The organism is Waltera sp. (assembly GCF_046969025.1).
Taxonomy (GTDB): domain Bacteria; phylum Bacillota; class Clostridia; order Lachnospirales; family Lachnospiraceae; genus Acetatifactor; species Acetatifactor acetigignens.
Genome location: NZ_JBKVQF010000018.1, coordinates 23,146 through 47,801 on the forward strand (window position 1 = coordinate 23,146; position 24,656 = coordinate 47,801).

The 24,656-nt window shown below is 46.1% G+C and carries 20 protein-coding genes; 1 reads left to right on the forward strand and 19 read right to left on the reverse strand.

Annotated features, from left to right (window positions below; all coding sequences use genetic code 11):
- Positions 1-188: 188 nt before the first annotated feature.
- The 18 genes from ACLTOH_RS10720 to pta form a co-directional block, all read right to left on the reverse strand.
- Positions 189-1,064 (reverse strand): ATP-binding cassette domain-containing protein, encoded by an 876-nt coding sequence (locus tag ACLTOH_RS10720; RefSeq protein WP_227733341.1) that lies wholly within the window; start codon positions 1,062-1,064, stop codon positions 189-191.
- Between the two features lie 10 nt (positions 1,065-1,074).
- Entirely contained in the window at positions 1,075-3,141 is a 2,067-nt protein-coding gene (locus ACLTOH_RS10725; RefSeq protein WP_412224111.1) for a hypothetical protein, read from the reverse strand.
- A 13-nt stretch (positions 3,142-3,154) separates the two neighbouring features.
- Complete coding sequence (locus ACLTOH_RS10730) at positions 3,155-4,450, reverse strand: hypothetical protein (RefSeq protein ID WP_262594958.1); 1,296 nt, start codon at positions 4,448-4,450, stop codon at positions 3,155-3,157.
- A gap of 487 nt (positions 4,451-4,937) precedes the next feature.
- Positions 4,938-5,291: a hypothetical protein gene (locus ACLTOH_RS10735; RefSeq protein ID WP_118539989.1), complete on the reverse strand. Its 354-nt coding sequence runs from the start codon at positions 5,289-5,291 to the stop codon at positions 4,938-4,940.
- A 16-nt stretch (positions 5,292-5,307) separates the two neighbouring features.
- A complete protein-coding gene (locus tag ACLTOH_RS10740) occupies positions 5,308-5,979 on the reverse strand; it encodes a helix-turn-helix domain-containing protein (protein ID WP_118539988.1) in 672 nt (223 codons plus the stop codon).
- Positions 5,980-6,211: 232 nt separating this feature from the next.
- Positions 6,212-6,991: a tryptophan synthase subunit alpha gene (gene trpA, locus ACLTOH_RS10745; protein WP_227733339.1), complete on the reverse strand. Its 780-nt coding sequence runs from the start codon at positions 6,989-6,991 to the stop codon at positions 6,212-6,214.
- 126 nt (positions 6,992-7,117) lie between these two features.
- Positions 7,118-8,302 (reverse strand): tryptophan synthase subunit beta, encoded by a 1,185-nt coding sequence (trpB, locus tag ACLTOH_RS10750; RefSeq protein WP_119623648.1) that lies wholly within the window; start codon positions 8,300-8,302, stop codon positions 7,118-7,120.
- 56 nt (positions 8,303-8,358) lie between these two features.
- Positions 8,359-8,970 carry a phosphoribosylanthranilate isomerase gene (locus tag ACLTOH_RS10755; RefSeq protein WP_412224112.1) on the reverse strand — a complete coding sequence of 204 codons (612 nt, stop codon included), beginning with the start codon at positions 8,968-8,970 and terminating at the stop codon, positions 8,359-8,361.
- Between the two features lie 79 nt (positions 8,971-9,049).
- Positions 9,050-9,826, reverse strand: coding sequence for an indole-3-glycerol phosphate synthase TrpC (gene trpC, locus ACLTOH_RS10760; protein WP_118539986.1), 777 nt, complete (start codon positions 9,824-9,826; stop codon positions 9,050-9,052).
- A gap of 15 nt (positions 9,827-9,841) precedes the next feature.
- Positions 9,842-11,437, reverse strand: a complete 1,596-nt coding sequence (trpD, locus tag ACLTOH_RS10765) for an anthranilate phosphoribosyltransferase (RefSeq protein ID WP_412224113.1) — start codon at positions 11,435-11,437, stop codon at positions 9,842-9,844.
- Positions 11,434-12,912, reverse strand: coding sequence for an anthranilate synthase component I (trpE, locus tag ACLTOH_RS10770; RefSeq protein WP_337545189.1), 1,479 nt, complete (start codon positions 12,910-12,912; stop codon positions 11,434-11,436). Before trpE ends, trpD begins: the two co-directional genes overlap by 4 nt.
- A 514-nt stretch (positions 12,913-13,426) precedes the next feature.
- Positions 13,427-14,254: a hypothetical protein gene (locus ACLTOH_RS10775; protein WP_117467433.1), complete on the reverse strand. Its 828-nt coding sequence runs from the start codon at positions 14,252-14,254 to the stop codon at positions 13,427-13,429.
- Entirely contained in the window at positions 14,247-15,677 is a 1,431-nt protein-coding gene (locus ACLTOH_RS10780; RefSeq protein WP_022312758.1) for a sensor histidine kinase, read from the reverse strand. The genes ACLTOH_RS10775 and ACLTOH_RS10780 overlap by 8 nt, the downstream gene beginning before the upstream one ends.
- A gap of 43 nt (positions 15,678-15,720) precedes the next feature.
- The gene (locus ACLTOH_RS10785; protein ID WP_227733333.1) at positions 15,721-16,377 is read right to left on the reverse strand and encodes a response regulator transcription factor; all 657 of its coding nucleotides are present in this window, start codon (positions 16,375-16,377) and stop codon (positions 15,721-15,723) included.
- On the reverse strand, positions 16,377-17,525 hold the full coding sequence (locus ACLTOH_RS10790; protein WP_022312760.1) for an FG-GAP repeat protein: 1,149 nt from the start codon (positions 17,523-17,525) through the stop codon (positions 16,377-16,379). Before ACLTOH_RS10790 ends, ACLTOH_RS10785 begins: the two co-directional genes overlap by 1 nt.
- A 53-nt stretch (positions 17,526-17,578) precedes the next feature.
- Complete coding sequence (locus ACLTOH_RS10795; RefSeq protein ID WP_022312761.1) at positions 17,579-18,808, reverse strand: 6-phosphofructokinase; 1,230 nt, start codon at positions 18,806-18,808, stop codon at positions 17,579-17,581.
- Positions 18,809-18,940: 132 nt separating this feature from the next.
- On the reverse strand, positions 18,941-20,137 hold the full coding sequence (locus ACLTOH_RS10800) for an acetate kinase (RefSeq protein WP_117467445.1): 1,197 nt from the start codon (positions 20,135-20,137) through the stop codon (positions 18,941-18,943).
- A gap of 116 nt (positions 20,138-20,253) precedes the next feature.
- Positions 20,254-21,255 (reverse strand): phosphate acetyltransferase, encoded by a 1,002-nt coding sequence (gene pta, locus ACLTOH_RS10805; protein ID WP_117467447.1) that lies wholly within the window; start codon positions 21,253-21,255, stop codon positions 20,254-20,256.
- A 297-nt stretch (positions 21,256-21,552) separates the two neighbouring features.
- On the opposite strand from pta, the gene ACLTOH_RS10810 reads away from it, so the two are divergent.
- The gene (locus ACLTOH_RS10810) at positions 21,553-22,788 is read left to right on the forward strand and encodes a nucleotidyltransferase (RefSeq protein WP_182427189.1); all 1,236 of its coding nucleotides are present in this window, start codon (positions 21,553-21,555) and stop codon (positions 22,786-22,788) included.
- Positions 22,789-23,252: 464 nt separating this feature from the next.
- On the opposite strand, the gene ACLTOH_RS10815 is transcribed toward ACLTOH_RS10810, so the two are convergent.
- Positions 23,253-24,617: a PFL family protein gene (locus ACLTOH_RS10815; RefSeq protein WP_412224114.1), complete on the reverse strand. Its 1,365-nt coding sequence runs from the start codon at positions 24,615-24,617 to the stop codon at positions 23,253-23,255.
- Positions 24,618-24,656: the final 39 nt, after the last annotated feature.

Genomic DNA, 24,656 nt, shown 5'->3' on the forward strand with positions numbered 1-24,656 from the left:
GAAAAAGAGATTGAAAATATCTTTGAGTTTACCATGCTGACTGACCGCTGAGTACTAGATTTTCATACAATTTTTATTATCGCAGCATCATTCCATTTTCTGGCAGTTTTAAGACAAGTCTGTCTGCTATTGAATTTTAGAACTTCTCCTTAAAGGAAATGTATCAGTTGTTTTACAACTACCGTAGATCATTCCCTATCTATCCAATATAAATATACATCTTCCAAGCAGGGATAAACTTCTTCCACATTACCTGTTTTCAAGGCATCGGCACTGATGATCCTCAGTCGATGTCCTTTTTCTGTTAATGTAACACTTATGATCCTGGCTCCACTGTTCTGGTATTCTTCCCCTTCCCTCTCTGTAACCAACACATTATAAACTTTATGTTCCAATTCAGCCAAAAATTTCTGCGGAGTATCCCTCCGGACAATCTTCCCATTCTTTATCAGCAGTATCTCTCTGGCCATGTTTTCCACATCCGCTACTACATGTGTGGCTAAAAGGACAATCTTATCCTTTGCACAGCCACTGATAAAATTTCGTATCCGGATTCTTTCCTCCGGATCCATCCCAGCCGTTGGTTCATCCAGAATCAATATCTCCGGATCATTTAATAGCGCCTGTGCCAGCAGGATTCTCTGTTTCATACCACCTGAAAAGTATTTCAGCTTTTTATACCGTTCCTCTTTCAGATTGACGACCTCTAATAAATTTTCAATCTGTTCTCTGGCATCTTTTCTGTTCATTCCTTTTAAAGCAGCCATATACCAAAGGAACTTTTCTGCAGTAAATGCTTCATAAAGACTCTGCTGCTGTGGCATATACCCGATCTTCGCCCGGTAATCCGCTCCCATCTTATAAATATCTTCTCCGTCTGCCGTTATGCTTCCCTTATCCGGGCGCAAATTATCCGTCAGCATACCAAACATTGTACTTTTCCCTGCGCCGTTGGGACCCAGAATCCCATATATCCCCGGTGTAAAATCTGCAGATACGTCATTTATTGCATACGTTTTCCCATGATCATAGCTTTTGTATAGATCTTTTATTTTTAATTCCATAATGTACCCTTTATATCATATTCAACAGAATCATGTGGCTGCTTCGTTTAAAATACAAAAGCAGCAATACAACAATAATCAATATGCCGCTTCCCATCAGCAGTGCCGGAATTCTCTGTTTCAACTTTTTGTACAATGTCCGCCCCAGGATTCCTACTGCCAGAAAGCTTCCGAATTTCAGGACAAATACGAAAGTCTCATACCATCCCAGTGTTATGCTGCTTTCGCAGTTCCAATTTACCAGATTACACATTTTCTGCCCTGCTGTGGCAAATCCATCAATATTCTGCAGCTTTAAAAACAATGGTGCAGCCATTACCAGATAGACAAATACTACGCATATGATCGCTGCCAGATCCTTACTTCTCTCCAGAACTTCTCTTCCTCTCCGGGTAGAACGGATCAGCGGTATCAGGTTGCTCTCCTCTCCTGCTCCGTAAATCCCTCCCAGTAAAAACAGCAACAGAACCGCACCTACGTACCAGGTAAGCACTTCATGGGTAACATTTCCCCATATATCCAGGTAAGCTTTTTCATCCAGTAAATATTTTTCCGAAAGTTTACCCTCTTTTTCTGATAGTCCCCGGATCTGATCTGTCAGCTCCTGAAAGCCCTCATGCAAACGCTGCCATTCCAACTGCATCAGTAACCGATCTATTTCATCCGTCCCTGACATTTCAGCTGATTCCCGACTGGACTCCTGTAACTGCTCCAACCGCCTTTTTTCGTTTTCCACCTGCTCCAGGGTCTCCTCCGTCAGCTGTCCGGAAAGATTTTTCAGGTACATATGGTAGGCGGCATCTTTCGCCGTCGCATAGTATTGTGGCGCATATACAGCAAAAACATTCTGCATCATAAGCCACAGGGCAATTATGATCACAATTCCTTTTTTCTGTTGGATCAATAGTTTATAAAATTCATAATATACAAGATTCCTTCTATGCCCTAGTACGCTCCATTTTTTTCGTAACCTGATAATCAGCGTTTCCAGCCGGTCACTGTCACTGATCTGGCAGGTTCTATGGAAAAGGTTTATTCCGCTGGCACAGCATACCACATAAATAATCAGGAAGACACTGACCGCAACTTCATTTTTTCCTATGGCATGTCCCCCAAAATTGAAATTAACATAGCTTCCCAGCGCCTGTCTCATATCCCAATAGAAAAAAGGATTTATAATCTTACATACCCGCAGGGTTCCCGTGACAGCAATGAAATGGTACGCTGCATATTCGCATATCATAGGAAGCATCATGACAATGAAAGCTCCCGTTTCCGATTTCACCAGCATGCCCGCCATAAAAAGAACAGACCCTGTCAGCAGGGACAGTCCCACACGAAGAAAAATAAGCAGTCCTATGGCCTGCCCTACGCTTAATACATACGGGCAGTTGCGGAAAAGAGAAACCGACTGTACGTGTCTGTTCATATTGCCATATCCATACATCCATTTCAGGAACAAAACAACACTGGTTTCCTGTAACAAGGTATACAGTACTCCCCCCGATAATAGCAGAAACAACTTGGAATACGCCGTTACATGATGTCCGTTTTTACATCCTTTAATAAGAATAAAAAGCTTTCTATTTCTCTCATAAAATAATAAATACCACGTCAATACTCCCTGAAAAGAAATAGCAAAGAAAATACCGTACTGATACTCCGCCAATGCCTTTATTCCAAAACAGTTGTCCACTGTCACAGAAGCTTTCGCAACTGCCGAAAAATCGTGACAAGTCTTGCGGATATTATCCGTCAGATAATGATTTCCTTCGGAGATCACATTTTCCATGGCCTTTGACCTGTCCTGCATCTGTGAAATAAATTCCCGATAAGAGTCCAGATACCGTTTCTGTTCCTCCAGATCAGCCTCATAGAAGCCTAACTCGTCCGCCTGTTCATTTCCTTCACAAAACGCAATATATTGATCTTTTTGCTGATATACATAGACATAGGCCGCTTCTTTTTTCTGAATCATAAAAAGCAGGAATAGATTCCCCACAAAAAGTCCAATAAATGCAATCCATAGCGGAATCTGCGTCATCAGCTTTTTTATTTCATATCCTGTCAACCTCATGCAAATTGCCCCTTTAACGATCCATGATCTCCGTCAGTGTAATCGTTTTCCCCCGGTACTCTCCAATTTTTTTCTCCCAGCACTTTACTCCCCATGTACCGTCTTCTTTCTCATAAGTAAAGTACATCCTGTTTCTGTCACCTACCGGAAATCTCTGTGCTCTCCCGTTTTCATTTAATGGTGTCATAAAGGTATCTACGATCTGCATGTCCTTGTCATACACAACATATTTTCCCGGATTCCGAAGCCAATCATCAATGTCCTCCATCCAGTCATCAAAAAAATATAAATATTCGCCATCACTCAAAAAATAACCTGCCTGAGGTACATCTTCCAATAACACCTTCAGATTGGATCCATCCAGATCAGCAATATATACCGGCATCGGTTCATCACCTCTTTTTTCATCATCATAGGGATCCAGAATGATCTGATCCTGCCAGAATTGTACCCCTAAAATATGCACCGATTTCGGCATATCCGGAATCTGTAATTCCTCAATTTTGTCCGCCTGTATATCATATACAAAGGTTTTATTATATAACCTGTCGTAATCGTAACCATTATTTTCTTCCTTCTGGGAATCTCCCTCTTTGGGCAGCATAGAAATAATTTCAAAATACACATAATTTCCATAAGCCTGAAGATTTCCCCAAGTAAGCACTCTCAGATTCTCCTCCGCAGTATAGACGGTCTCCGGTCTATGAAAAAAGGTATTTAATGATAACCGTTTTATCGTACATTCAACCTTTATCTCTTCATCTTCCTCATAATACCTTTTTTCCGCATAATATAAGTTGTTCCTATGTATGATCCAGTTCACAATAATGCTGGATTTTCCATCCCATTTGTACACAACATCTTTCGCTGTTCCGTCCAGAGCATAGCGGTATAATATCCTTTCATCCGTTTCGTAACAGCTCAACGGAATACAATAAAGATAATCTCCGCATTTTGCAATTGCGATATCTTTATCCGGATTAATATTTGCCAGTTCCTCCAAATCGACAGAGGCATTACACTCTTTTATTTTCTGCTGATCCGTCTCTCTGTCATGTAAGCAGTCCACCTTATTACACAGCGGAACTAAAACATCATTACCTTCTTCCATGTAATAGATAAAACCATTCTTGTATATATATACGATGTTATCGCTTCCCTGCTGGACTTTAGGAAATGCTATGCTATCCGACCATTGTCTGTATTGATAGTCATAGTTTTCTACATAAGTGTCCGGCATTGCCTTGTTGGCACAGCCTGTCAGAAAGATCAAGTTTACTATTATAAGATAGGTTTTTATTCTCCGCATAGCATCTCCTGTTTTGTCCATTCCGTTGGTCATCAATTGATTATCTGGTCCATCTTGTAATATCCATCCAGTATCCAGAAGGGAATTGTGTCACAGAAACCTCGTGTACACCTCTTACATCCAAAAATGCCGCCGTTGGCTGTTCGATTACAGAGATGTCTACCCTTGCAGTTGCTCCGCCTCCTAATTTGCTAAATGTGTATTATAAACCATATTCTTAATATCTGCACATCCGTCTGCTCTATTGTACTTGTTTTTTCTTACCTTCCTCCATTTTCTAAAATATTTCTTTTACTTGTCAATCAAACATGCTTGATAATTCATATTTACCACAAATTATCTCTCTAACTCAATTGAGCAGATGGAAACTTCCCATTAATCGTATTAATTTCCTTTTGCTCAAGTCCCTTAATAAAAGATTTCATAGCAAAAAGAGTAGGTTGCATCCGTAATTTTTCTATAGATGCAACCTACTCTTTAACTTAAACTATTCTTTATAAAGTACACCAGTATACGTAGCTACTGTTTGACTTGTAGTATATGAATATTTACTTATTGTAAGAACCCCTGAGTAATAGCTTCCATTAATTTTTTCTCTCCATGAAATTTCTTTCTGTGGTTTTACAACCCCTGAATATATCACTTCCCTCGTCACACTAACACTTGCTCCGCAAAGGACAATGTCGTTTTCCGCCAAATCTTCTGCAACATATACTTCATAATATATACCTTCTGATGTATATCCCCCTCCTACCCGCTGTGCAGTTTTCTGCGCATTAACCGGGAATGAAATACTTAAAACAGCTACTACAAAAAATATGGCAAATATACCTTTGTTCATATCCTATCCTCAACTTTCATTCTCCACTCAGAAATACATATCCTCCTACATCTGTTTCCTTCCATGCTGTAGCGTCTTCCTTATTATCATAATAAGTTGTCTTTACAATATTGGTATCTATTACTTCTTGATTCAATGTAGCTCTCACTTCATCCAAATGCACATTAATACTATCATTCGTCATTTCACCATCTACTACATACGCAATTTCATATACCCTTCCCCATAACGGATCATCAATATACCTTGTTCCTATCTGCTGAAAAGCAGGTTTTCTATGTCCTGCCATATATATCAGAAACATTCCTGCAGCTATCGCCAATATTCCAATCAAAAAGGACATTCTTACAATTCGTCCATAGTTTTTCTTTTGGGGTTCAGGTTCTGATTCCTCATTTTCCCCTGTGTTATCCGTATTCTCCTTATCTCCCTCCTCCACATTCCTTTTTTGAAATTCAGGATTGTCCAGCTTCTCCAATGTCTTTTCCGGATTATGTAATTCGTCACACGATACCTGAAGTATATCTGCTATACGACTAAGCATCATCATATCCGGAAGGTTCTTTCCATTCTCCCATTTGCTTACCGCAGACGTAGAAACCGATAACCTCTCTGCCAGTTCCTTCTGACTTAATCCATTCTTCTTCCTTAAAATTACCAGTAGTTTACCAAATGCTTCCTTTTGCATAACTTTACCCCTTTAATTGTACTAGCAATGATACAATTATACGATTAAGTTATCTAAAAAGCAATGAAGCAAGAATGAACATACTTGACAATTCACATTTACCACAATGATACGTCTAAATCAATTGAGCATTTGGAAACTTTCCATTTTAATCTTATGAATTTCCTTTTGCTCAAGTAGTTACAGCAATAACCGTTTCCTAGATTATTGTGTCATACCTCCCTATCGTTGTCTACTCTGCTACAGCCTCTTTCATGCTCTTCACATATTCTCCGATATAAGGAGCTGCATCTTTGCCATACTTTGCAATGATCTTCACGATGGCGCTTCCGACAATGGCTCCGTCGGATATAGATGCCATAGCTTTCGCCTGCTCGGGGGTGCTGATGCCGAAGCCGATAGCACAGGGAACGTCGGTCACGGTGCGGATGCTTTCCACGATAGCAGGCAGATTGGTCTTGATCTCGCTGCGCACACCGGTGACCCCCATGGAACTTACCACATAGATAAAACCTTCTGCTTCCGATGCAATCTGGCGGATACGGCTCTCGGAGGTAGGAGCGATCATGGAGATTACCTTCACGCCATGGGTTTTGGCGGGAGCTTCCACCTCTGCCTTCTCTTCATAAGGTACATCGGGAATAATGATGGCGCTGATACCCAGTTCTTCACATTTGGTAAAAAATTTCTCATATCCGTAATGGAATACCGGATTCACATACGTCATAAATGCCAGCGGAATCTGTGACTGCTCCCGTACTCTCTTCACAATTTCGAACACGCCGTCCGTTGTCATGCCGTTACCAAGAGAGCGGATATTTGCTTCCTGGATCACCACACCTTCTGCTGTAGGATCGGAAAAGGGAATACCAATCTCTATGAGATCCGCTCCTGCTTTCTCCATCTCCAGGATGAATTGTACAGTGCTGTCCGCATCCGGGTCTCCTGCGGTAAGGAAGCCGATGAATGCTTTTTTATTCGGTGTATCAAATACTTTTTCTAATTTACTCATCGTATCTGTCTCCATTTCTTCTATCTCTTCTATTCTAATTTCTTCTATCTTTCCTGTTTTCATCTTCTGTCTGCAGGAGAACGGACTGCCCAAAGCATTTCACAGCCCCTGCACGTAGGTCGGTCATCAGTCATGAATATCCACACCGCGGTATCTCGCAATAGCGGCCACATCCTTGTCGCCTCTGCCGGACAGACATATGATAATGCTCTGGTCCGGGCTGTAGTTCTTCGCGATCTTACGTACCTGTGCTACCGCATGGGCACTCTCAATAGCGCAGATGATTCCTTCAGTTCTTGCCAGATATTCAAAAGCATCCACTGCCTCGTCATCCGTGATGGGCACATACTGTGCTCTGCCGATGTCATGCAGATAAGCATGCTCCGGTCCGATGCCGGGATAATCCAGTCCCGCAGAAATGGAATATACAGGAGCAATCTGTCCATATTCATCCTGGCAGAAATAAGATTTCATTCCATGGAAAATTCCCAGAGAGCCGGTAGCAATGGTAGCTGCGGTCAGTGCCGTATCCACACCCTTGCCTGCTGCCTCACAACCGATGAGTTCCACATCCTTGTCCTCAATAAAGTTATAGAACGCACCCATGGCATTGCTGCCGCCGCCTACGCAGGCTACCACGGCTGCCGGAAGCTTTCCTTCCTTCTTCAGAATCTGTTCCTTTGCTTCCTGGCTGATCACACTCTGAAAATCTCTTACGATCATTGGGAAGGGATGCGGTCCCATAACGGATCCCAGCACATAATGGGTATCCTCCACACGATTGGACCATTCTCTCATGGTCTCATTGACAGCATCCTTTAAGGTCATGGTACCGGAAGTTACGGGATGTACCTTGGCTCCCAGAAGTTCCATACGGTAGACATTCAATGCCTGTCTGTTGGTATCTTCTTTTCCCATGAAGATTTCGCATTCCATCCCCAGGAAGGCTGCTGCCGTTGCGGTAGCCACACCGTGCTGTCCGGCACCGGTCTCTGCGATCAGGCGGGTCTTGCCCATCTTCTTGGCAAGCAGTGCCTGTCCCAGGGCATTATTGATCTTATGGGAACCGGTATGGTTCAGATCCTCTCTCTTGAGATAGATCTTCGCGCCGCCCAGATCCTTCGTCATTTTCCCTGCATAGTACAGCAGAGAGGGGCGCCCCGCGTATTCATTCAACAGCTTGTTCAGCTCCGCATTGAATTCCGGATCCTTCTTATAATGCTCATAGCACTCTTCCAGATGGATCAGTTCATTCATCAATGTCTCGGAGATATATTGTCCTCCGTGGATTCCGTAACGTCCTTTGCTCATATGTTTATCCTCTCTTCTTTCTTCCTGATTTTTAATTCTTCTTTTATTCTGTATTTTCAATCTGTATTGTTCCGATACTGTTCTACCAGTTCCATGATCCGGCGCATCTTCTCCGGATCTTTTTTCCGGTTGCTCTCGATGCCGGAGCTGATATCCAACGCATAGGGTCTCACCACTTCCATGGCTTCCGTCAGATTCTCCGACTGCAATCCGCCCGCCAGGAAAAATTCTCTGTCGATTCCGCCAAGGACACTCCAGTCAAAAGCCTGACCCGTTCCCATTCCGTTGTCAAATAACAGATAGTCCGCACTGCTGTCCAGCCAGGCTTCCACATCGTACCGGTCTCTTACTTTGACCGCCTTGATCACCGGTTTGTGGCAGACTGCCTGAAGATACTGGATATCCTCCTCCGTCTCATCTCCGTGGAGCTGTGCCACGTCCAGAATGCCTTCCTCCAGCAATTCTATGATGGTCTTCGGATCCTCATTCACGAATACCCCAACTGTCCGGATTCCAGGTGAAAGCTTCTTACGGTATTCCGCTGCCTGCTCCTTTGTGACCACCCTGTGGCTCTTCGGGTAAAATACAAATCCCACGTAATCCGGCTGCACCTCATTGGCATAATCAATGTCCTCCGGACGATAGAGACCACACATTTTTACTTTCATAATAATTTACGACCTTTCTATAGACTGCAAACTTTGGGCCGTAGGCACAAAGTTGCGTGTGAAAAATTTATTTTTCACACTATCCGCGGAGTTCCTGCAAAGCCGCTTTCTTATCTGCACTACGCATCAATGTCTCTCCGATGAGTACGGCATTGGTACCGTTCTGCTCCAACCGCTCGATATCCTGTCTCGTCTTCATACCACTTTCGGATACGAAGAGAATATTCTCCGGCACCATTTCCCTCAACCGCACGGAGTTATTGATATCCACCGTAAAGTCTTTCAGATTCCGGTTATTGACACCGACGATCCTGGCACCGGCTTTCAATGCCATCTCTACTTCCTTCTCATCATGGGCTTCCACCAGTGCCGACAGTCCAAGTTCTCCTGCGATTCCCGCATACTCTGACAACTGCATCGGTGACAGGATGGCACAGATTAAAAGCACTGCATTTGCTCCGATATTTTTTGCCTCATAGATCATGTATTCATCTACCGTAAAATCTTTCCGAAGCAGTGGAATTTTCACTGCCTGACGGATCTCGGTCAGATATTCATTCTTCCCTTGAAAGTACGCCGGTTCCGTCAGTACGGAAATTGCATCCGCTCCTGCTGCCTCGTATTCCCTCGCAATCTGCACATAGGGAAATTCCGCCGCGATCAGTCCCTTGGAGGGCGATGCTTTTTTCACCTCACAGATAAAGCTCATCCACGGCTTCGCCAGTGCCTGTTCAAAGGGAAATCCCGTGTTGCTGTCCAAATCTCTTGCTCTGGCAATCTGTTCTGCAAGGGGCAGTGCTTCTTTTGCTGCAGCCACCCGTTCTAAAGTGGAAGCCGCTATGGTATCCAATATCATTTTTCTGCCTCCCGCTTATACTTCATTACTTAACTTAATGAAACGCTCCAGCTGTGCCTTTGCAAGGCCTGTGTCGATGACCTTCTCTGCCAGCTTCACACCGCCTGCCATACTGTCTGCCTTGCCTGCCACATATAGGGCTGCTGCTGCATTCAGCAGTACCGCATTGCGCTTGGGACCCTTTTCGCCATTTAAGATAGCTCTGGTGATCTCTGCGTTCTCCTGGGGAGTTCCGCCCACCAGATCTTCCTTCGTGCATCTTTCCATGCCAAATTCTTCCGGTGTGATCACATAATTTTTAAAGGTACCGTTATCAATCTCGCAGACTGTAGTGGGTGCACTGGCGGAGATCTCGTCCAGTCTGTCCTGTCCATAGACTACCATGCCACGTTTTACACCCAGATTGGACAATACCTTTGCCATAGAGGGCAGCAGGCTTTCATCGTACGCACCCATGATCTGATATACCGGTCCTGCGGGGTTTGCCAGAGGTCCTAAAATATTGAAAATAGTACGGATGCCCAACTCCTTGCGGATGGGTCCCACATATTTCATGGCGGTGTGATATTTCTGTGCGAAAAGGAAGCAGATGCCGATCTCTTCCAACAACGTCTTGCTCTGTTCCGGCTCTATGGTGATATTTACGCCCAGAGCTTCCAGACAGTCTGCTGCACCGGATTTGGAACTGGCTGCGCGGTTGCCGTGCTTGGCTACCGGTACGCCTGCCGCAGAGATCACGATAGATGCCGTAGTGGAGATATTGAAAGAATTAGATCCGTCACCGCCGGTTCCCACAATCTCTAAAGCTTCCACGTCCGCTCCAAGTTTTCTGCCGAACTTTCGCATTTCTTCTGCGGAGCCTGTGATCTCTTCGATGGTCTCACCCTTCTGGCTTAATGCTGTCAGATAAGCACTCTTTAAAATATCGCTGGCCTCACCGCTCATGATCTCATCCATAACGGTTTTTGCCATATCGTATCCGATGTCCTCATTCTTTACCAACTTAGCAACCGCTTCTTTGATCATGTTTCTGCCTGCTCCTTTCTGTGTCTGTAAAAAATTAACAATGATCTGTCGTCCATCCGGTGTCAGTACCGATTCCGGATGGAACTGTACTCCGTAGATCTGCTTTTCTGTCTGTTCTACCGCCATGACCTCTCCGTCTTCGGTGACCGCGGTAACTTTCAATTCTGTGGGAATCGTCTGTGGATCTGCCACCAGAGAATGATATCTTGCCACAGTGATCACTTTTTTCATACCCCGGAACAATACACTGTCTGTATCCAAAGTCGCCAGGGACTGTTTACCGTGCATCAGATGGGATGCGTAGGTAACGGTAGCCCCTGCCACTTCGCAGATCGCCTGATGCCCGAGACAGATTCCCAAAATAGGTATTCTGCCCCCCAGTTCCCGGATCACATTTTCACAGACACCGGCTTTGTCCGGCCTTCCGGGTCCCGGCGATAAAATGATGTGGGAGGGATTCATGGCGCGGATCTCATCCACACTGCATTCATCATTGCGGATCACCCGAATATCCGGATTTACGCTTCCTACCAGCTGATATACGTTATAGGAAAAACTGTCATAATTGTCCATCAGTAATATCATGCTTCCATTCCCTCCTGTGCTTTCTGTAGTGCCTGTCTTACAGCTGCTGCCTTCTGAATGCATTCCCTGTATTCCTTCTCCGGTACACTGTCCGCCACAATACCGGCACCGGATCTTACGAATACTTTTCCGTTCTTGGAAAAAGCAAGTCTTATAGCGATACAGGTATCCAGGTTTCCGGTAAAGGAAATATAGCCAATGGCTCCTCCATAGATGCCTCTCTTATTGTCTTCCAGTTCGTTGATGATCTCACAGGCCCGAAGCTTCGGTGCTCCCGACAGGGTTCCTGCGGGAAGGATGGCATCCACCGCATCCAGTGCGTCCGCATCTTCCCTGATCACGCCCCTCACTGTAGAACCGATGTGCATCACGTGAGAGTAACGCTCGATGGACATATACTTTTCCACTTCCACGGTGCCGATCCGGCTGATCTTGCCGATATCATTCCGTCCCAGATCCACCAGCATATTGTGTTCGGAGCGTTCCTTCTCATCTGCTAAAAGCTCTGCCTCCAGCGCCTTGTCCGCTTCCTCGGTAGCTCCTCTGGGTCTCGTTCCTGCCAGGGGGAAGGTATGTAATACGCCGTCCTCTAACTTTACTAATGTCTCCGGGCTGGCTCCCACGATCTCACCATCACTTCCAGAGAAATAGAACATGTACGGGGAAGGATTTGTTGTGCGGAGTACCCGGTAAGCATCTAAGAGGCTTCCTTCCATCTCCGCCTCCAGGCGATTGGATAATACCACCTGGAAGATATCTCCCTCTCTGATGTAATGCCTGGCTTTCTCCACCATGTTGCAATAGGCTGCTTCGTTGAACAGTGGTTGAAAATCTGTCCGGAGCTTACAGGGAATATGCTCTGCCTTTTCTCCATTCAGCAAGAGCTCCTTCATGTTGTTCAGCTCCCGCTCCGCTCTATGATAATTGATCTCCAGATCATCGGTCTTGATATTCAGGATCAGGATCAGCTTCTGTCTGTAATTGTCAAAAGCGATGACTTTGTGGAACAGCATCAGGTTCACATCCTGGAAGCCTTCCTCGTCCTTCGCATCCAGCCGCAGGGTCGGTTCGCTGTATTTGATATAGTCATAGGAAAAATATCCTACCAGACCTCCGGTAAAGGAAGGCAGTCCCGGAAGCTTGGGACTTTTATTCTCTTCCATGACGTTGCGGATGATCCCTCTGACATCTCCGGAATCCGTTCGGCTGGTCAGTTCCGATTTTATTGTAGTCATACCGTTATAACAGGTGATCTCAAGCAATGGATCATAGCCTAAAAAGGAATATCGTCCCCATCGCTTATCCGCCTCCGCGCTTTCCAGCAGATAGACATGACCGCTGACCTTTTTTAAGATGCGCAGCACTTCGATGGGTGTGGTCATATCTGCATACATCTCTGTGCTGATGGGAATCACTCCGTAGCTTTCTTCCGCTGCGATCTTTTTACATTCTTCCAGTGTGGGTGTGATCTTCATTCCGGTACTCCTCCTTAAAATTATTTCTTTCCACACCTTTTCAGCGCCTCCATTCGTAAAATCGCCTCTTTGAGGCTTCCTTTTACTCATTGAGGCTATCTCGCCATAGGCTCTGAAAAGGTTACAAAAAAACCGCCCATGACAGAATCTTCTTCTGTCAAGGACGGGTCATATACATTTCCCGCGGTGCCACCTTGCTTCACAATTTCTTGTGCTCTTACAGGATACCAACATATCCCCGGCAACTGACGTATGCCCTCACGTCGCAGAATACTTGAGGTCTTAAAATTCTGTGTGTCCTCTTTGACTGCGCCCTCCGTGGTCCATTTAACAACCTGCGTTCCAACCTTTCTCAGCATCCGGTCTCTCTGTAAGTGCACGAACTGTTTTTATCTCCACATCAATGGTTTCTTACCGCTGTATTTAATTTTTATTTATATTACTGCTTTAGTGTGGTAACGTCAAGTAGTGATTTTAATCTTTTTTCAAAAAAATCTTTGCGTATTTTATTTTTCTATCTTCCTACTTTGAGGAAAAGCTCACGAATTCCTTCATAGTAACCAATGGTCACCGTGGTACTGTCTTCCTCCTCCCCCGGGAAAGTATACTTGGCAAAATACGGCGTCGTCTCCAACAGCGGATTTTGATCCTCATATTTTTCAAGACCGGTCAGTTCCAGATATTCCGCATACCGGCCAATCATGGCATCCGTATTGATGTCTTCCCATTGCAGTCCGGTCCGGACATAGAATTCATAAATTTTGCCGGTATCCGCATCCAGATAAATATCCAGAAAACGGTTACTCTTATCCGCATTCCTTACGTCCGTAGACAGGCTGATTTTCCATACAGAGAGATTATTTCTCGGCTCCAAAACATCGATAGCAGAGCAGATCACCGCTTCGTAAGAGTCTTCCGAAACTTCCTTTACTTCGTCGGGAAGAATTCCCTGCTCCTTCAGGATCTGAATCTCTCTGTTACATGCCTCATATACCGCTTCCTCCTGAATCTGTCCCTCTCCCGGTTGCTGACGATTCTCTACAAACGCATAGGTACCCGTCATTTCTCCGTAGTTTCCTGCCTCACTGTCCACTCTGGTCAAAAAACGCAGTTCACTCTCCGGCAGGGTCTGACTGCTCAGACATCTCCCCAAAAGATATAGTTTCTGATTGCTGCTCATGCGGTAACGGTATCCTTCCGCACCTTCCACCGCCTCTGTGGTAATACTGTTTAAGAGTCTCTCATCACTTTTGGCCGCGATCCATTCCGGTCCCCACAGAGCCGCAAGAATGACCACAACTGATACCGCAAAGCCCAAAGAACAGCTCTTCCATCTATTCATCCGACTTCACCCCCTCATCCGGAATCAGAAAGCTCATGCAGCTTCCAAAGCCCTGTGTACTCTCGATCTTCAGGCTGCTGTGATGCAGTTCCAGAATAGCGGTGCACAGTGCAAGCCCCAGTCCCGCTCCGTTATGAGCCCTGGATCTGGATTTATCCACCATATAAAAAGCTTCCGTGATCTTATGAAGTTCTTCCTTGGGGATGCCAATTCCTTCATCCCGTACCTGAAAATAATAACCGTTCTCCATGTGCCTTCCTGTGATCTCCACGGTCTGCCCCTCCTCGGAGGCTTTGATGGCATTATCGGTCAGATTGATCAAAACAGTCTTCAACAGGTTCTCCTCGGCATAGAGTTCTCCCTTTTCCCAGCAGATGTCAACCTTCACCCTGCTGTCTTCTGGGTTCTTGGTCTCATCATAGATTTCCTGCAGATACGAGAAAATACCGGAGACATTTGTGGTCTTACGATCGATCTCCTTACGTCTGGTCACAATGATGTCCAGCAGTCTGAGTGCCATAGTCTCCAGGCGTTTTCCCTCTGTATAAATATAATTGGCACAGAGAAAATGCTTCTCCTCGTCCAGTTTGCGGGAACGCAGCATATCCGCGTAACCGATTATAGCTGTCAGCGGTGTCTTCAGTTCATGGGAAAATGCGGCAATAAAATCTTCTCTGGCTCTGACTTCATTTTCCAAATTCTGAATATTCTGCTCCAGTGCTTCTGCCATATGGTTGAAATCCGCAGTCAGCTGTCCCATTTCATCATTACTGATCTGCTCCGCGCGATAGCTGTATTCTCCCTCCGCCATTTTGCCGGTAGCCTGCGTCAGAAGCCGGATCGGTCGGGTCAGCCAGCAGGCGATCAGCGTCATCACAGCGCCACTGCATAACAATACGATCACCGTAACCTGACGATACATCCGAAATCCTTCCGTCCTCTCCGTATATACCGCAGTTACATTTTTCATGGTCTCTAACGTCAGCAGACGGTCGGACACATTGATCCTTGTCTGTGTCTGGATATAATAGGAATCCCCCGACTGCACTACCCGGTACACTCTCGTATTTTCTCCGCGTTCTTCCCACAGAGAAGTATCCCCGGTAAACCCTTCACTGACATACAGCACCTTACCGTTCTCATCGCTGATCCGCAGCAATCTGTTGCCGTGCTGTCCACTGTTCTCCAGGTATACTCCGATCTGTTCCACCGTTCCGTCCGGAAGTACATCATATTTGGACGGAATATTTAAAGCTGCCGTCTCAAAAGCGAACCTCAAAATACTACTTTCATCCAGTGCCTGTCTGGTCTCACGCTCCATGGAGGTCTGAAACACATAATTTACAAAAAAATAACCGCTTGCTCCGCATGCCGCTGCCATGATCAGCATGGTGCACAGCAGAATTTTCCAGGAAAATTTCATTCTTTTCTCCTCTTGTCCACTTTCCTACAAGAATTCCTCGTTCTCAGGCAATCTCCAGCCGGTATCCTACCTTATATACCGCTACCAGCTGATTCTCCCATCCCATTTTTTTGCGCAGGCGCTGCACATGCAGCTCCAGAGTCCTGCTGTCCCCGTCATATTCTTCTCCCCATACCTTTTCGTACAGGCTTTCCTTGAATAAGGCAATATTTTTATTCTGAATAAATAACACCAGAAGTCCGTATTCCTTGTTGGTAAGTACCACAGGTACGCCCGCTTTCATCACCATTCTGGCTTCCATATCCACCACTACATCTCCTGCGGACAGCTGCGCTCCCCGTTTGTGGAATCTGCGCAGTACCACTTCTACCCTTGCCAGCAGTTCCACCACATCAAAGGGCTTCACCAGATAATCCTCCGCCCCCAGACGCAAGCCTTTTACCCGGTCCTTTACATCTCCCTTGGCGGTAATGAAGATCACCGGGATCTTTAAAGGTCTGATATATTCCATAATATCAAAACCGTCCACTCCCGGAAGCATAATATCCAGTAAGATCAGATCAAAGGTTTCCTTCTCGATCAGTTCAATGGCTTTCATGCCATCCTGTACACTTTTGCAAAAATATCCTGCTGCCGACAGATTCAGGTCGATCAGGTCACAGATTGGCTTTTCATCATCCACGATTAATATTTTTATCATTATGTCTGCCACCCCCAATAGGCACGGATCTTCGTCACCAGTGCCTCCAGAGTATCCTCCTCCGTACATTCATAATTTTCTGTAAAATCAGTATCCTTCTCAAATCCGGCCGTCCGTTGGTAATAAATGGTGCACACGGTGTCCACCAGCAATTCCCCGTTTTCTCCTTCATAGCTGTATTTTGCAAACACCACCAGATCCTTCAGGCCGTCACCGTCCAGGTCCTTTCCCTGGATTCCCTTCAGCGCATAGAGATTGTCGTAATCCTCCATGGGTTGAAAACTCCACACAATATTTCCCTGTTCATCGATCAGATAGATCATGAACACGTCATATTCCGCCATCCGGTAGGTGCCCGGAACCACCTTTAATTTTCCCAGCTTTTCAAAATTACGGGTATAAGACTGTTCCTCGATGACATTGAAATTGTGGTTCAGAAGATCTGCCAGTGTCTCCGCCGTATAGAGGAATTCCGTAGAACGCCCGTCTCTTACAAAATTTAAAATACAGGCAGGGTTCTTGTTCATATCAAAGCGGTTGATCTTGTCTGAGATCCGATAATCACGGTAAAAGTTTCCATCGTCCTGGAACAGAACATCTCCTACTTTGTAGGATTCTTCCTGATAATCCCCCCTGTCATTATGGCACTGGACGATCAGGATGATATCCGTATCTCTGTCATTGTCTACATCCTGAAAAGAAACCGAAGCCAGTTTTTTCACCGGCTGCCGCATTTCTCCCGGATAGCAGTAATTTGCTTCCAGCTGGTCCGTCTTGTACAGAATCTGCCCGGAAGCATCCGCGATAAATACCGCCAGTCTGTGGTACCTTGTATCCAGTGCCGCATAGAACCAGACTTCATTCCCGGGTTCCTCTGTCGTATCTACGGCTTCCTCCGGAAGTTTTTGCAACGGCATCGCAAAGATCTGATCCTCCAGCAGGCGGAATCCCTGGTTCTCCAAATCTCCAATCTTTTCTATCCTGTCAAAGCGTTCCCGGTATCGTTCGTACTCCTCCGCCACCAGTTCTCCGTGTTCCCCGGCCGCAGTCACAGAAAAAGAAACGGTGGAAAGCTGCGCAGATAAAACTACAAAAAGCACAATACTCACTATGCTGAGCATGATTCTTCTCTTCCTGTGTTTCGGCATCTTTCCACCTCCTTTGTATCGTTATTTGATTTGTTGTTTTATTCCATTTTCTTTTACAGATCGTCAATAATAATGTGTCTGGGCTGGCCTGTGATCATGATCGGAGTCAGTTCCGCCTGGATCAGAGGCTCGATATAGTTCTTCATCTCTGCGGTCACATAATCTCCCTCTTCCGTGATCCAGGAACGGGGAACCTTTTTCTCCAGATTTGCCACCTTATGCACATCATAGAGATCCGTAGTGCAAATATAGGGATCCTGAGATACTCTCTTTAAGATCACCATCTGACCGGTCTTGCCTTCAAAAGCTGCCTTTACCGCAGTTCCACCTACCTGATAAGCCTCGGTGATATCCACGCGGGAGGTCAGATGTCCGGCACAGCGCTGCAGAGTAGACAGTTCAATAGCTCTGGATTTGCAGCCCAGCTTTTCAATGATCAGGTCAGACAAATATTTGCCCGTACCGGATAACTGTACATGGCCGAAAGAATCCGTCTTGTCGGAAGGTGCAGACAATTCGCAGACATATCTTCCGTCTGCCGTCTTGATTCCTTCGGACACGGCAATGACAATGGACTGTTTCTCGCTGACCAGTTTCTTGACCTTTTTCAGAAAATCATCCACATCAAAGGCTACTTCCGGCAGGTAGATCAGATCCGGGCCTTCACAGTCTTCACTCTTGGCCAGTACTGCTGCTCCGGTGAGCCATCCCGCATTTCTTCCCATGATCTCGATGACCGTCACGCTCTGCATCTCATAGATCAGGCCGTCACGTACCAGTTCCTTGGTAACGGTAGCAATATATTTTGCCGCACTTCCGTAACCAGGCGTATGATCCGTACCCTCTAAGTCGTTATCAATGGTCTTGGGTACGCCGATAAAACGGATCGGGTTGCCCACTGTCTCTGCATAATCGGAAAGCTTTTTGATGGTATCCATGGAGTCATTGCCGCCGATATAGAAAAATGCCATGATCCCCAGTTCTTCCAGAATTGCAAATATTTTCTCGTAAATAGCTTTATCTTCACTGATCTCCGGCAGCTTATAGCGGCAGGATCCCAGAAAGGAAGCCGGTGTTCTCTTCAAAAGTTCCACATCCATGTCGTTGCGGATCTTTTCCCCCAGATCCACGATCTTTTTCTCCAACAAACCCTGAATGCCATAGCGCATACCGTATATGGTATCCGCTCCCATATCCTTTGCTGTCTTGTAGACACCTGCCAGACTGGCATTGATCACCGCTGTGGGGCCTCCGGACTGTCCTACGATCACATTTTTTTTCATAATTTTTCTCCCTCTGTTGATTCGTTACCATACATCGACGGGGATTTCTCATGCTCGATTTGCATACGTAAAACACCCACCAATCGGATCCTCCGGTTGATGGGTGTTCTCATTCTTAAGGTTCCGTCGAACCTATTTTACCAAACTTACAGTCTCTCTGGCAATAGCAAGTTCCTCATTCGTAGGAATTACCATAACAGTGGTCTTGCTGTCAGGAGTGGAAATAGCGATCTCCTCGCCACGCTTGTGGTTTGCCTCCTCATCGATGGATACTCCCAAGAAGCCTAGATGCTCGCATACCAGGGAACGAACTAAAGGTGCGTTCTCGCCGATACCTGCGGTAAAGCAGATCACATCTACACCGTTCATGGCTGCTACATAAGAGCCGATATATTTTGCCACACGGTAGCAGTAAGTGTTCATGGTACGGATGCAGTGTGCATCGCCGTTGTTGTAACCTGCTTCCAGATCACGGAAATCGGAAGACAGATTGTTGGACAGACCATATACACCGGACTTCTTGTTCAGAACGGTCATGATCTCGTCGATGTTCTTGCCCTCTTTGTGAGCGATGAACTCCATGATGGCAGGATCGATATCACCGGAACGGGTTCCCATGATCAGACCTTCCAGAGGTGTCAGACCCATGGAGGTGTCTACACACTTGCCGTTCTTAACAGCGGATACGCTGGCACCATTGCCCAGGTGGCAAACGATGATCTTCAGATCTTCGTACTTTTTGCCCAGAACCTCAGCAGCCTTCTTGGATACATAAGAGTGGCTGGTTCCGTGGAAGCCGTAACGTCTGATCTTGTATTTCTCATAATACTCGTAAGGCAGACCGTACATATAAGCTTCCTCAGGCATGGTCTGATGGAAAGCGGTGTCAAATACAGCTACCATGGGAGTGGTGGGCATCAGCTTCTTGCATGCATTGATACCGATCAGGTTAGCAGGGTTATGTAAAGGAGCCAGGTCGTTGCATTCCTCGATGGCTTTCATAACTTCATCGGTGATAATGGTGGATGCTGCGAACTTCTCGCCGCCGTGTACGATACGATGTCCTACGGCACCGATCTCATCCAGACTCTTTACCACACCTGTCTTTTCATTGGTCAGAGCTTCCAGCACCAGACGGATAGCTTCGGTATGATCCGGCATGGGAGTTACAGTCTGCTCTTTCTCACCACCATCGGGGGTATAGGTGATCTGGCTTCCTTCGATACCGATTCTCTCACAAAGACCCTTTGCGATGCATTTCTCGGTCTCGGAATCAATGAGCTGGAACTTCAGGGAAGAGCTTCCGCAGTTAATAACTAAAATATTCATGATGAATTCCTTTCTTTCAAATCTGTTACTCTATGAGGTCATGTTACCCGTGCGGGCAATACATGAATACGGTGCGGGACAGATATCCCGCACACGTTTATGTTCGTTACCAGTGATTATACTAACTGTGCCTGTACAGCGGTCAGTGCTACGACACCGACGATATCCTGCCAGGAACATCCTCTGGACAGATCGTTAACAGGCTTTGCGATACCCTGTAACATAGGGCCGTAAGCTTCTGCTCCACCCAGTCTCTGTACCAGCTTGTAACCGATGTTACCTGCATCCAGGTTCGGGAAGATCAGGACATTGGCATGTCCGTTTACAGGGCTTCCGGGAGCCTTGGACTTGGCAACGCTGGGAACCAGAGCTGCATCCAACTGCAGTTCGCCGTCCAGAGTCAGATGAGGATACTCCTCATGTGCGATACGGGTAGCTTCTACTACTTTGTCAACCAGTGCGTGCTTTGCACTTCCCTTGGTGGAGTGGCTCAGCATGGCGATCACGGGCTTAGGTCCGATCAGAGACTTGAAGCTTCTGGAAGAAGTATCTGCGATAGCAGCCAGTTCTTCGGGAGTAGGATCCTGGTTCAGACCACAGTCAGCGAACAGGAAGGTTCCGTTCTCACCCTGATCCTTGAATACGGTATCCATAACGAAGAATGCGGATACCAGTTTAACGCCGGGTGCAGTCTTCAGGATCTGCAGTGCAGGTCTTAAAGTATCTGCGGTAGAGTGGCATGCACCTGCTACCATACCGTCTGCATCATTAGCCTTAACCATTACGATACCGAAGGTCAGGTAATCATTCAGCAGGATCTCTCTTGCCTTCTCGGGGGTCATTCCCTTTGCTTTTCTGGTTTCATATAATAAATTCACATAGTCATCCAACTTGGGAGTTGTTTTAGGGTTAACTACCTTAACTTTGGACAGGTCAACTTCCAGCCAGCCTGCACCATCCATGATCTTCTCTTCATCACCGATCATAATGATGTCTGCGATGCCCTCTTCCACGATACGGGCAGCAGCCAGTAATGTTCTCTTATCATTAGATTCCGGTAATACAATAGTCTTTTTGTCGAGTCTTGCTCTCTCTTTAATCATGTCAATGTATGACATATCCATTCTCCTTTCCGGCGGGGGATACCCGCTTCCTCCCAAATAACTTCTGTAAAGTTTTGGTTTTATCTTAACAAACCGATGTATTTATATTATACTAAATACATCTGGAGTACACAAGGGCATAATGTTCGCAAAATTGTATATTTTCAGATACAACCACTATTTTTTCAGAATAAAATAAGCTGATAACCATGCATATGTAAACGCTTTCAGTGTATGTTATTTTTTTCACATTCCTTGTCAGGGTTTGTGTTCGTTATAACGTATATTTCTTTTCACGAAAGGAGCCACATTATGAAGGTCAATGGTATTGTCGCAGAGTATAATCCCTTCCATAATGGTCATGCTTACCAGTTACAGCATGCCAAAGAGGCCAATGATGCCAATTATACGATCATTGTCATGAGCGGTAATTTCATGCAGCGGGGTGCTCCTGCCCTCTTAGATAAGTTCACCCGTACAAAAATGGCTCTGGAGAACGGTGCAGATCTGGTGCTGGAACTGCCCACCCGCTATGCTGCCTCCAGTGCGGAATTTTTTGCCAAGGGCTCGGTTGCCTTGTTCGACAAACTGGGAGTGACCACAAATCTGTGCTTTGGCAGTGAGTGCGGCAACATTGAAGTCTTGTCACGGATCGCTGAGATTTTCTATACGGAACCGGAACCTTACGTGGAATCCTTGCGCTGCAATATGCGTAAGGGAATGTCCTTCCCCATCGCCAGGACCTGGGCGTTATTGCAATACGCGCCTTCCTTAAGCGATGATAAGGACGTTCTTTCCTCTCCTAATAATATATTGGGAATTGAATATCTCAAAGCTCTGATGTCCAGAAACAGCAAGATCTCACCGTTCACTACCACCAGAGTCGGTGCGGATTATCACGACAAACGTCTCGGCACCAATCAGTGTTCCGCCATTGCTATCCGCCAGTCGGTGGCCGCCGGGCATGATCTATCCTATCTGGCTGCCCAGATGCCGGAAAGTGCCTATGCATTGATGACGGATTCTCTGTCTCACAAAAAGCCTCTGTTTGCCGATGATTTTTCCGCAGCACTGCAATACAAGCTGCTGACGGAATACTCTGTGGGCTACGACAAGTATCAGGATATTTCTTCGGATCTGTCCGACCGGATCCGCAATACCCTGCCTTCCTTCGCAGGTTACACTTCTTTCTGTGATCTGCTCAAGAGTAAGGATATGACCTACACCCGCATCAGCAGATGTCTGCTTCATATTTTGCTGAATATGACCAAGGAAGAATTCGAGACCTGCAAGTCGGAAGACTATATCTCTTACGCCAGAGTGTTGGGTTTCCGCAAGAATGCGACGCCACTGCTTGCCGAGATCAAAAAGAACAGTTCCATTCCTCTCGTCACCAGCCTGGCTGATGCCAGACAGACGCTTTCTCCCGAATCTCTGCGGATGCTGGATCTGGATATCCTCCGCAATCAGATCTATCTGGGGAATCTGGCCTTAAAGAACCAGACGGAAATGGTGAATGAATATCGGACACCGATTGTGATTGTATAAATGGAAAGTTAATGAAATAAATATTGGCAAACCAGATGAACTCCCGAAGCGGCAGAAGGCCCTCAGGCAGATATCGGTCTCCGAGTGTGAATTTTCTAAAGCAGTGGATAAAGTGTATCTCATCCGAACGGGCACGGCTCTAGGCGACATCCATGTCGCCGGCCGCCTGTCGCAAACATCGTGTTTGCTCCACCCTGATGGCTCACCACTGCTTAAGAAAATATCAACACGCTCCGACAGACATCTGCCTGAGGACCTTCTGCTACTCCGGGAGTTCTGTTTGTATTTAAAACGCCAATTTCTGCGAAAAAAATACAAAAATATGAAATTTTGATATGTAAAAAGTCTCTATTTTCGCTACATAAGCAAAATAAAGAAATTCCGTACAAAAATTCCTGATTTAGGAACTTTTTTTGTACGGAATTCATCGTTTTTGGACTATTTACACCAAACTAACTTTCCAGTTAGTTCTTAAAGCTATGAATAGGTGCGGGGATGCGGCCGCCGCGGTTGACGAAAGCATCACAGGAGAAGGTATTCACGGGCATGATGGGTGCATAACCTAACAGGCCGCCGAACTCCACGGTCTCTCCCACGCCTTTTCCGATTACGGGGATGATTCTGACTGCGGTGGTCTTCTGGTTCACCATACCGATGGCCATTTCATCCGCAATGATACCGGAAATGGTGGTTGCCTTGGTGTCTCCGGGAATGGCGATCATATCCAGACCTACGGAGCAGACACAAGTCATGGCTTCCAGCTTCTCGATGGTGAGGGCTCCGGCATTCACGGCATCGATCATTCCCTGATCTTCACTGACAGGAATGAATGCACCACTTAAACCGCCGACGTAGGAAGATGCCATAACACCGCCCTTTTTCACCTGATCATTCAACAACGCCAGGGCTGCAGTGGTTCCGGGAGCTCCGGCATGTTCCAGACCGATCTCACACAGGATATCCGCTACGCTGTCGCCGATGGCCGGGGTCGGTGCCAGAGACAGATCCACGATGCCAAAGGGAACATTTAACATCCGGGATGCCTCCTGTGCTACCAGCTGACCTACACGGGTTACCTTAAAAGCAGTCTTCTTGATAGTCTCACAGAGAACCTCGAAGTTCTCGCCGCGCACCTTTTCCAGTGCGGTCTTTACAACGCCGGGGCCGCTGACACCGACATTGATGATCTTGTCTGCTTCGGTCACACCATGAAAGGCACCTGCCATGAAAGGATTATCATCCGGTGCATTACAGAATACTACCAGCTTTGCACAGCCCAGGGAATCATCTTCCTTCGTGTACTCTGCGGTCTCCTTCACCATCTCACCCATCAGCTTTACCGCATCCATGTTGATACCGGTCTTGGTGGAACCTAAGTTTACAGAACTGCACACACGCTCTGTAGTAGACAATGCCAGCGGAATGGAACGGATCAACAGTTCATCTGCCGGGGTCATTCCCTTGCTGACCAATGCGGAATAACCGCCCAGGAAGTTCACACCAACCTCATGTGCTACCTTATCCAATGTCTTTGCAATACTTGCAAAGTCTTCTATCGTATGACATGCCGCACCACCGATCAGTGCAATGGGAGTTACGGAAATTCTCTTATTTACAATGGGGATGCCAAATTCTCTGGAGATCTCCTCTCCGGTCTTCACCAGATCCTTGGCTGCTTCGTAGATTTTGTTATAAATCTTCTCATTTAATCTGTCCAGATCGGAATCGATACAGTCTAACAGGCTGATACCCAGTGTGATGGTACGCACGTCCAGGTTCTCTTCCTCGATCATTTTGTTGGTCTCTGTTACTTCATATAAATTGATCATTACGGCTCCTATCTGCCCCTTCGGGTCTTATTTATTTCG

What these genes read in the sequence shown, in the direction of transcription:
- trpA (WP_227733339.1), bottom strand. Translation starts at nt 6,991, where the DNA reads ATGAGTAAATTAGAAAAAGTATTTGATACACCGAATAAAAAAGCATTC.
- ACLTOH_RS10730 (WP_262594958.1), bottom strand. Translation starts at nt 4,450, where the DNA reads ATGCGGAGAATAAAAACCTATCTTATAATAGTAAACTTGATCTTTCTG.
- ACLTOH_RS10740 (WP_118539988.1), bottom strand. Translation starts at nt 5,979, where the DNA reads ATGCAAAAGGAAGCATTTGGTAAACTACTGGTAATTTTAAGGAAGAAG.
- ACLTOH_RS10800 (WP_117467445.1), bottom strand. Translation starts at nt 20,137, where the DNA reads ATGAATATTTTAGTTATTAACTGCGGAAGCTCTTCCCTGAAGTTCCAG.
- ACLTOH_RS10775 (WP_117467433.1), bottom strand. Translation starts at nt 14,254, where the DNA reads ATGAATAGATGGAAGAGCTGTTCTTTGGGCTTTGCGGTATCAGTTGTG.
- trpC (WP_118539986.1), bottom strand. Translation starts at nt 9,826, where the DNA reads ATGATATTGGATACCATAGCGGCTTCCACTTTAGAACGGGTGGCTGCA.
- trpD (WP_412224113.1), bottom strand. Translation starts at nt 11,437, where the DNA reads ATGATATTACTGATGGACAATTATGACAGTTTTTCCTATAACGTATAT.
- ACLTOH_RS10780 (WP_022312758.1), bottom strand. Translation starts at nt 15,677, where the DNA reads ATGAAATTTTCCTGGAAAATTCTGCTGTGCACCATGCTGATCATGGCA.
- ACLTOH_RS10790 (WP_022312760.1), bottom strand. Translation starts at nt 17,525, where the DNA reads ATGCCGAAACACAGGAAGAGAAGAATCATGCTCAGCATAGTGAGTATT.
- ACLTOH_RS10810 (WP_182427189.1), top strand. Translation starts at nt 21,553, where the DNA reads ATGAAGGTCAATGGTATTGTCGCAGAGTATAATCCCTTCCATAATGGT.
- ACLTOH_RS10720 (WP_227733341.1), bottom strand. Translation starts at nt 1,064, where the DNA reads ATGGAATTAAAAATAAAAGATCTATACAAAAGCTATGATCATGGGAAA.
- ACLTOH_RS10815 (WP_412224114.1), bottom strand. Translation starts at nt 24,617, where the DNA reads ATGATCAATTTATATGAAGTAACAGAGACCAACAAAATGATCGAGGAA.
- ACLTOH_RS10735 (WP_118539989.1), bottom strand. Translation starts at nt 5,291, where the DNA reads ATGAACAAAGGTATATTTGCCATATTTTTTGTAGTAGCTGTTTTAAGT.
- trpB (WP_119623648.1), bottom strand. Translation starts at nt 8,302, where the DNA reads ATGAGCAAAGGACGTTACGGAATCCACGGAGGACAATATATCTCCGAG.
- ACLTOH_RS10785 (WP_227733333.1), bottom strand. Translation starts at nt 16,377, where the DNA reads ATGATAAAAATATTAATCGTGGATGATGAAAAGCCAATCTGTGACCTG.
- pta (WP_117467447.1), bottom strand. Translation starts at nt 21,255, where the DNA reads ATGTCATACATTGACATGATTAAAGAGAGAGCAAGACTCGACAAAAAG.
- ACLTOH_RS10755 (WP_412224112.1), bottom strand. Translation starts at nt 8,970, where the DNA reads ATGAAAGTAAAAATGTGTGGTCTCTATCGTCCGGAGGACATTGATTAT.
- ACLTOH_RS10795 (WP_022312761.1), bottom strand. Translation starts at nt 18,808, where the DNA reads ATGAAAAAAAATGTGATCGTAGGACAGTCCGGAGGCCCCACAGCGGTG.
- trpE (WP_337545189.1), bottom strand. Translation starts at nt 12,912, where the DNA reads ATGAAGATCACACCCACACTGGAAGAATGTAAAAAGATCGCAGCGGAA.
- ACLTOH_RS10725 (WP_412224111.1), bottom strand. Translation starts at nt 3,141, where the DNA reads ATGAGGTTGACAGGATATGAAATAAAAAAGCTGATGACGCAGATTCCG.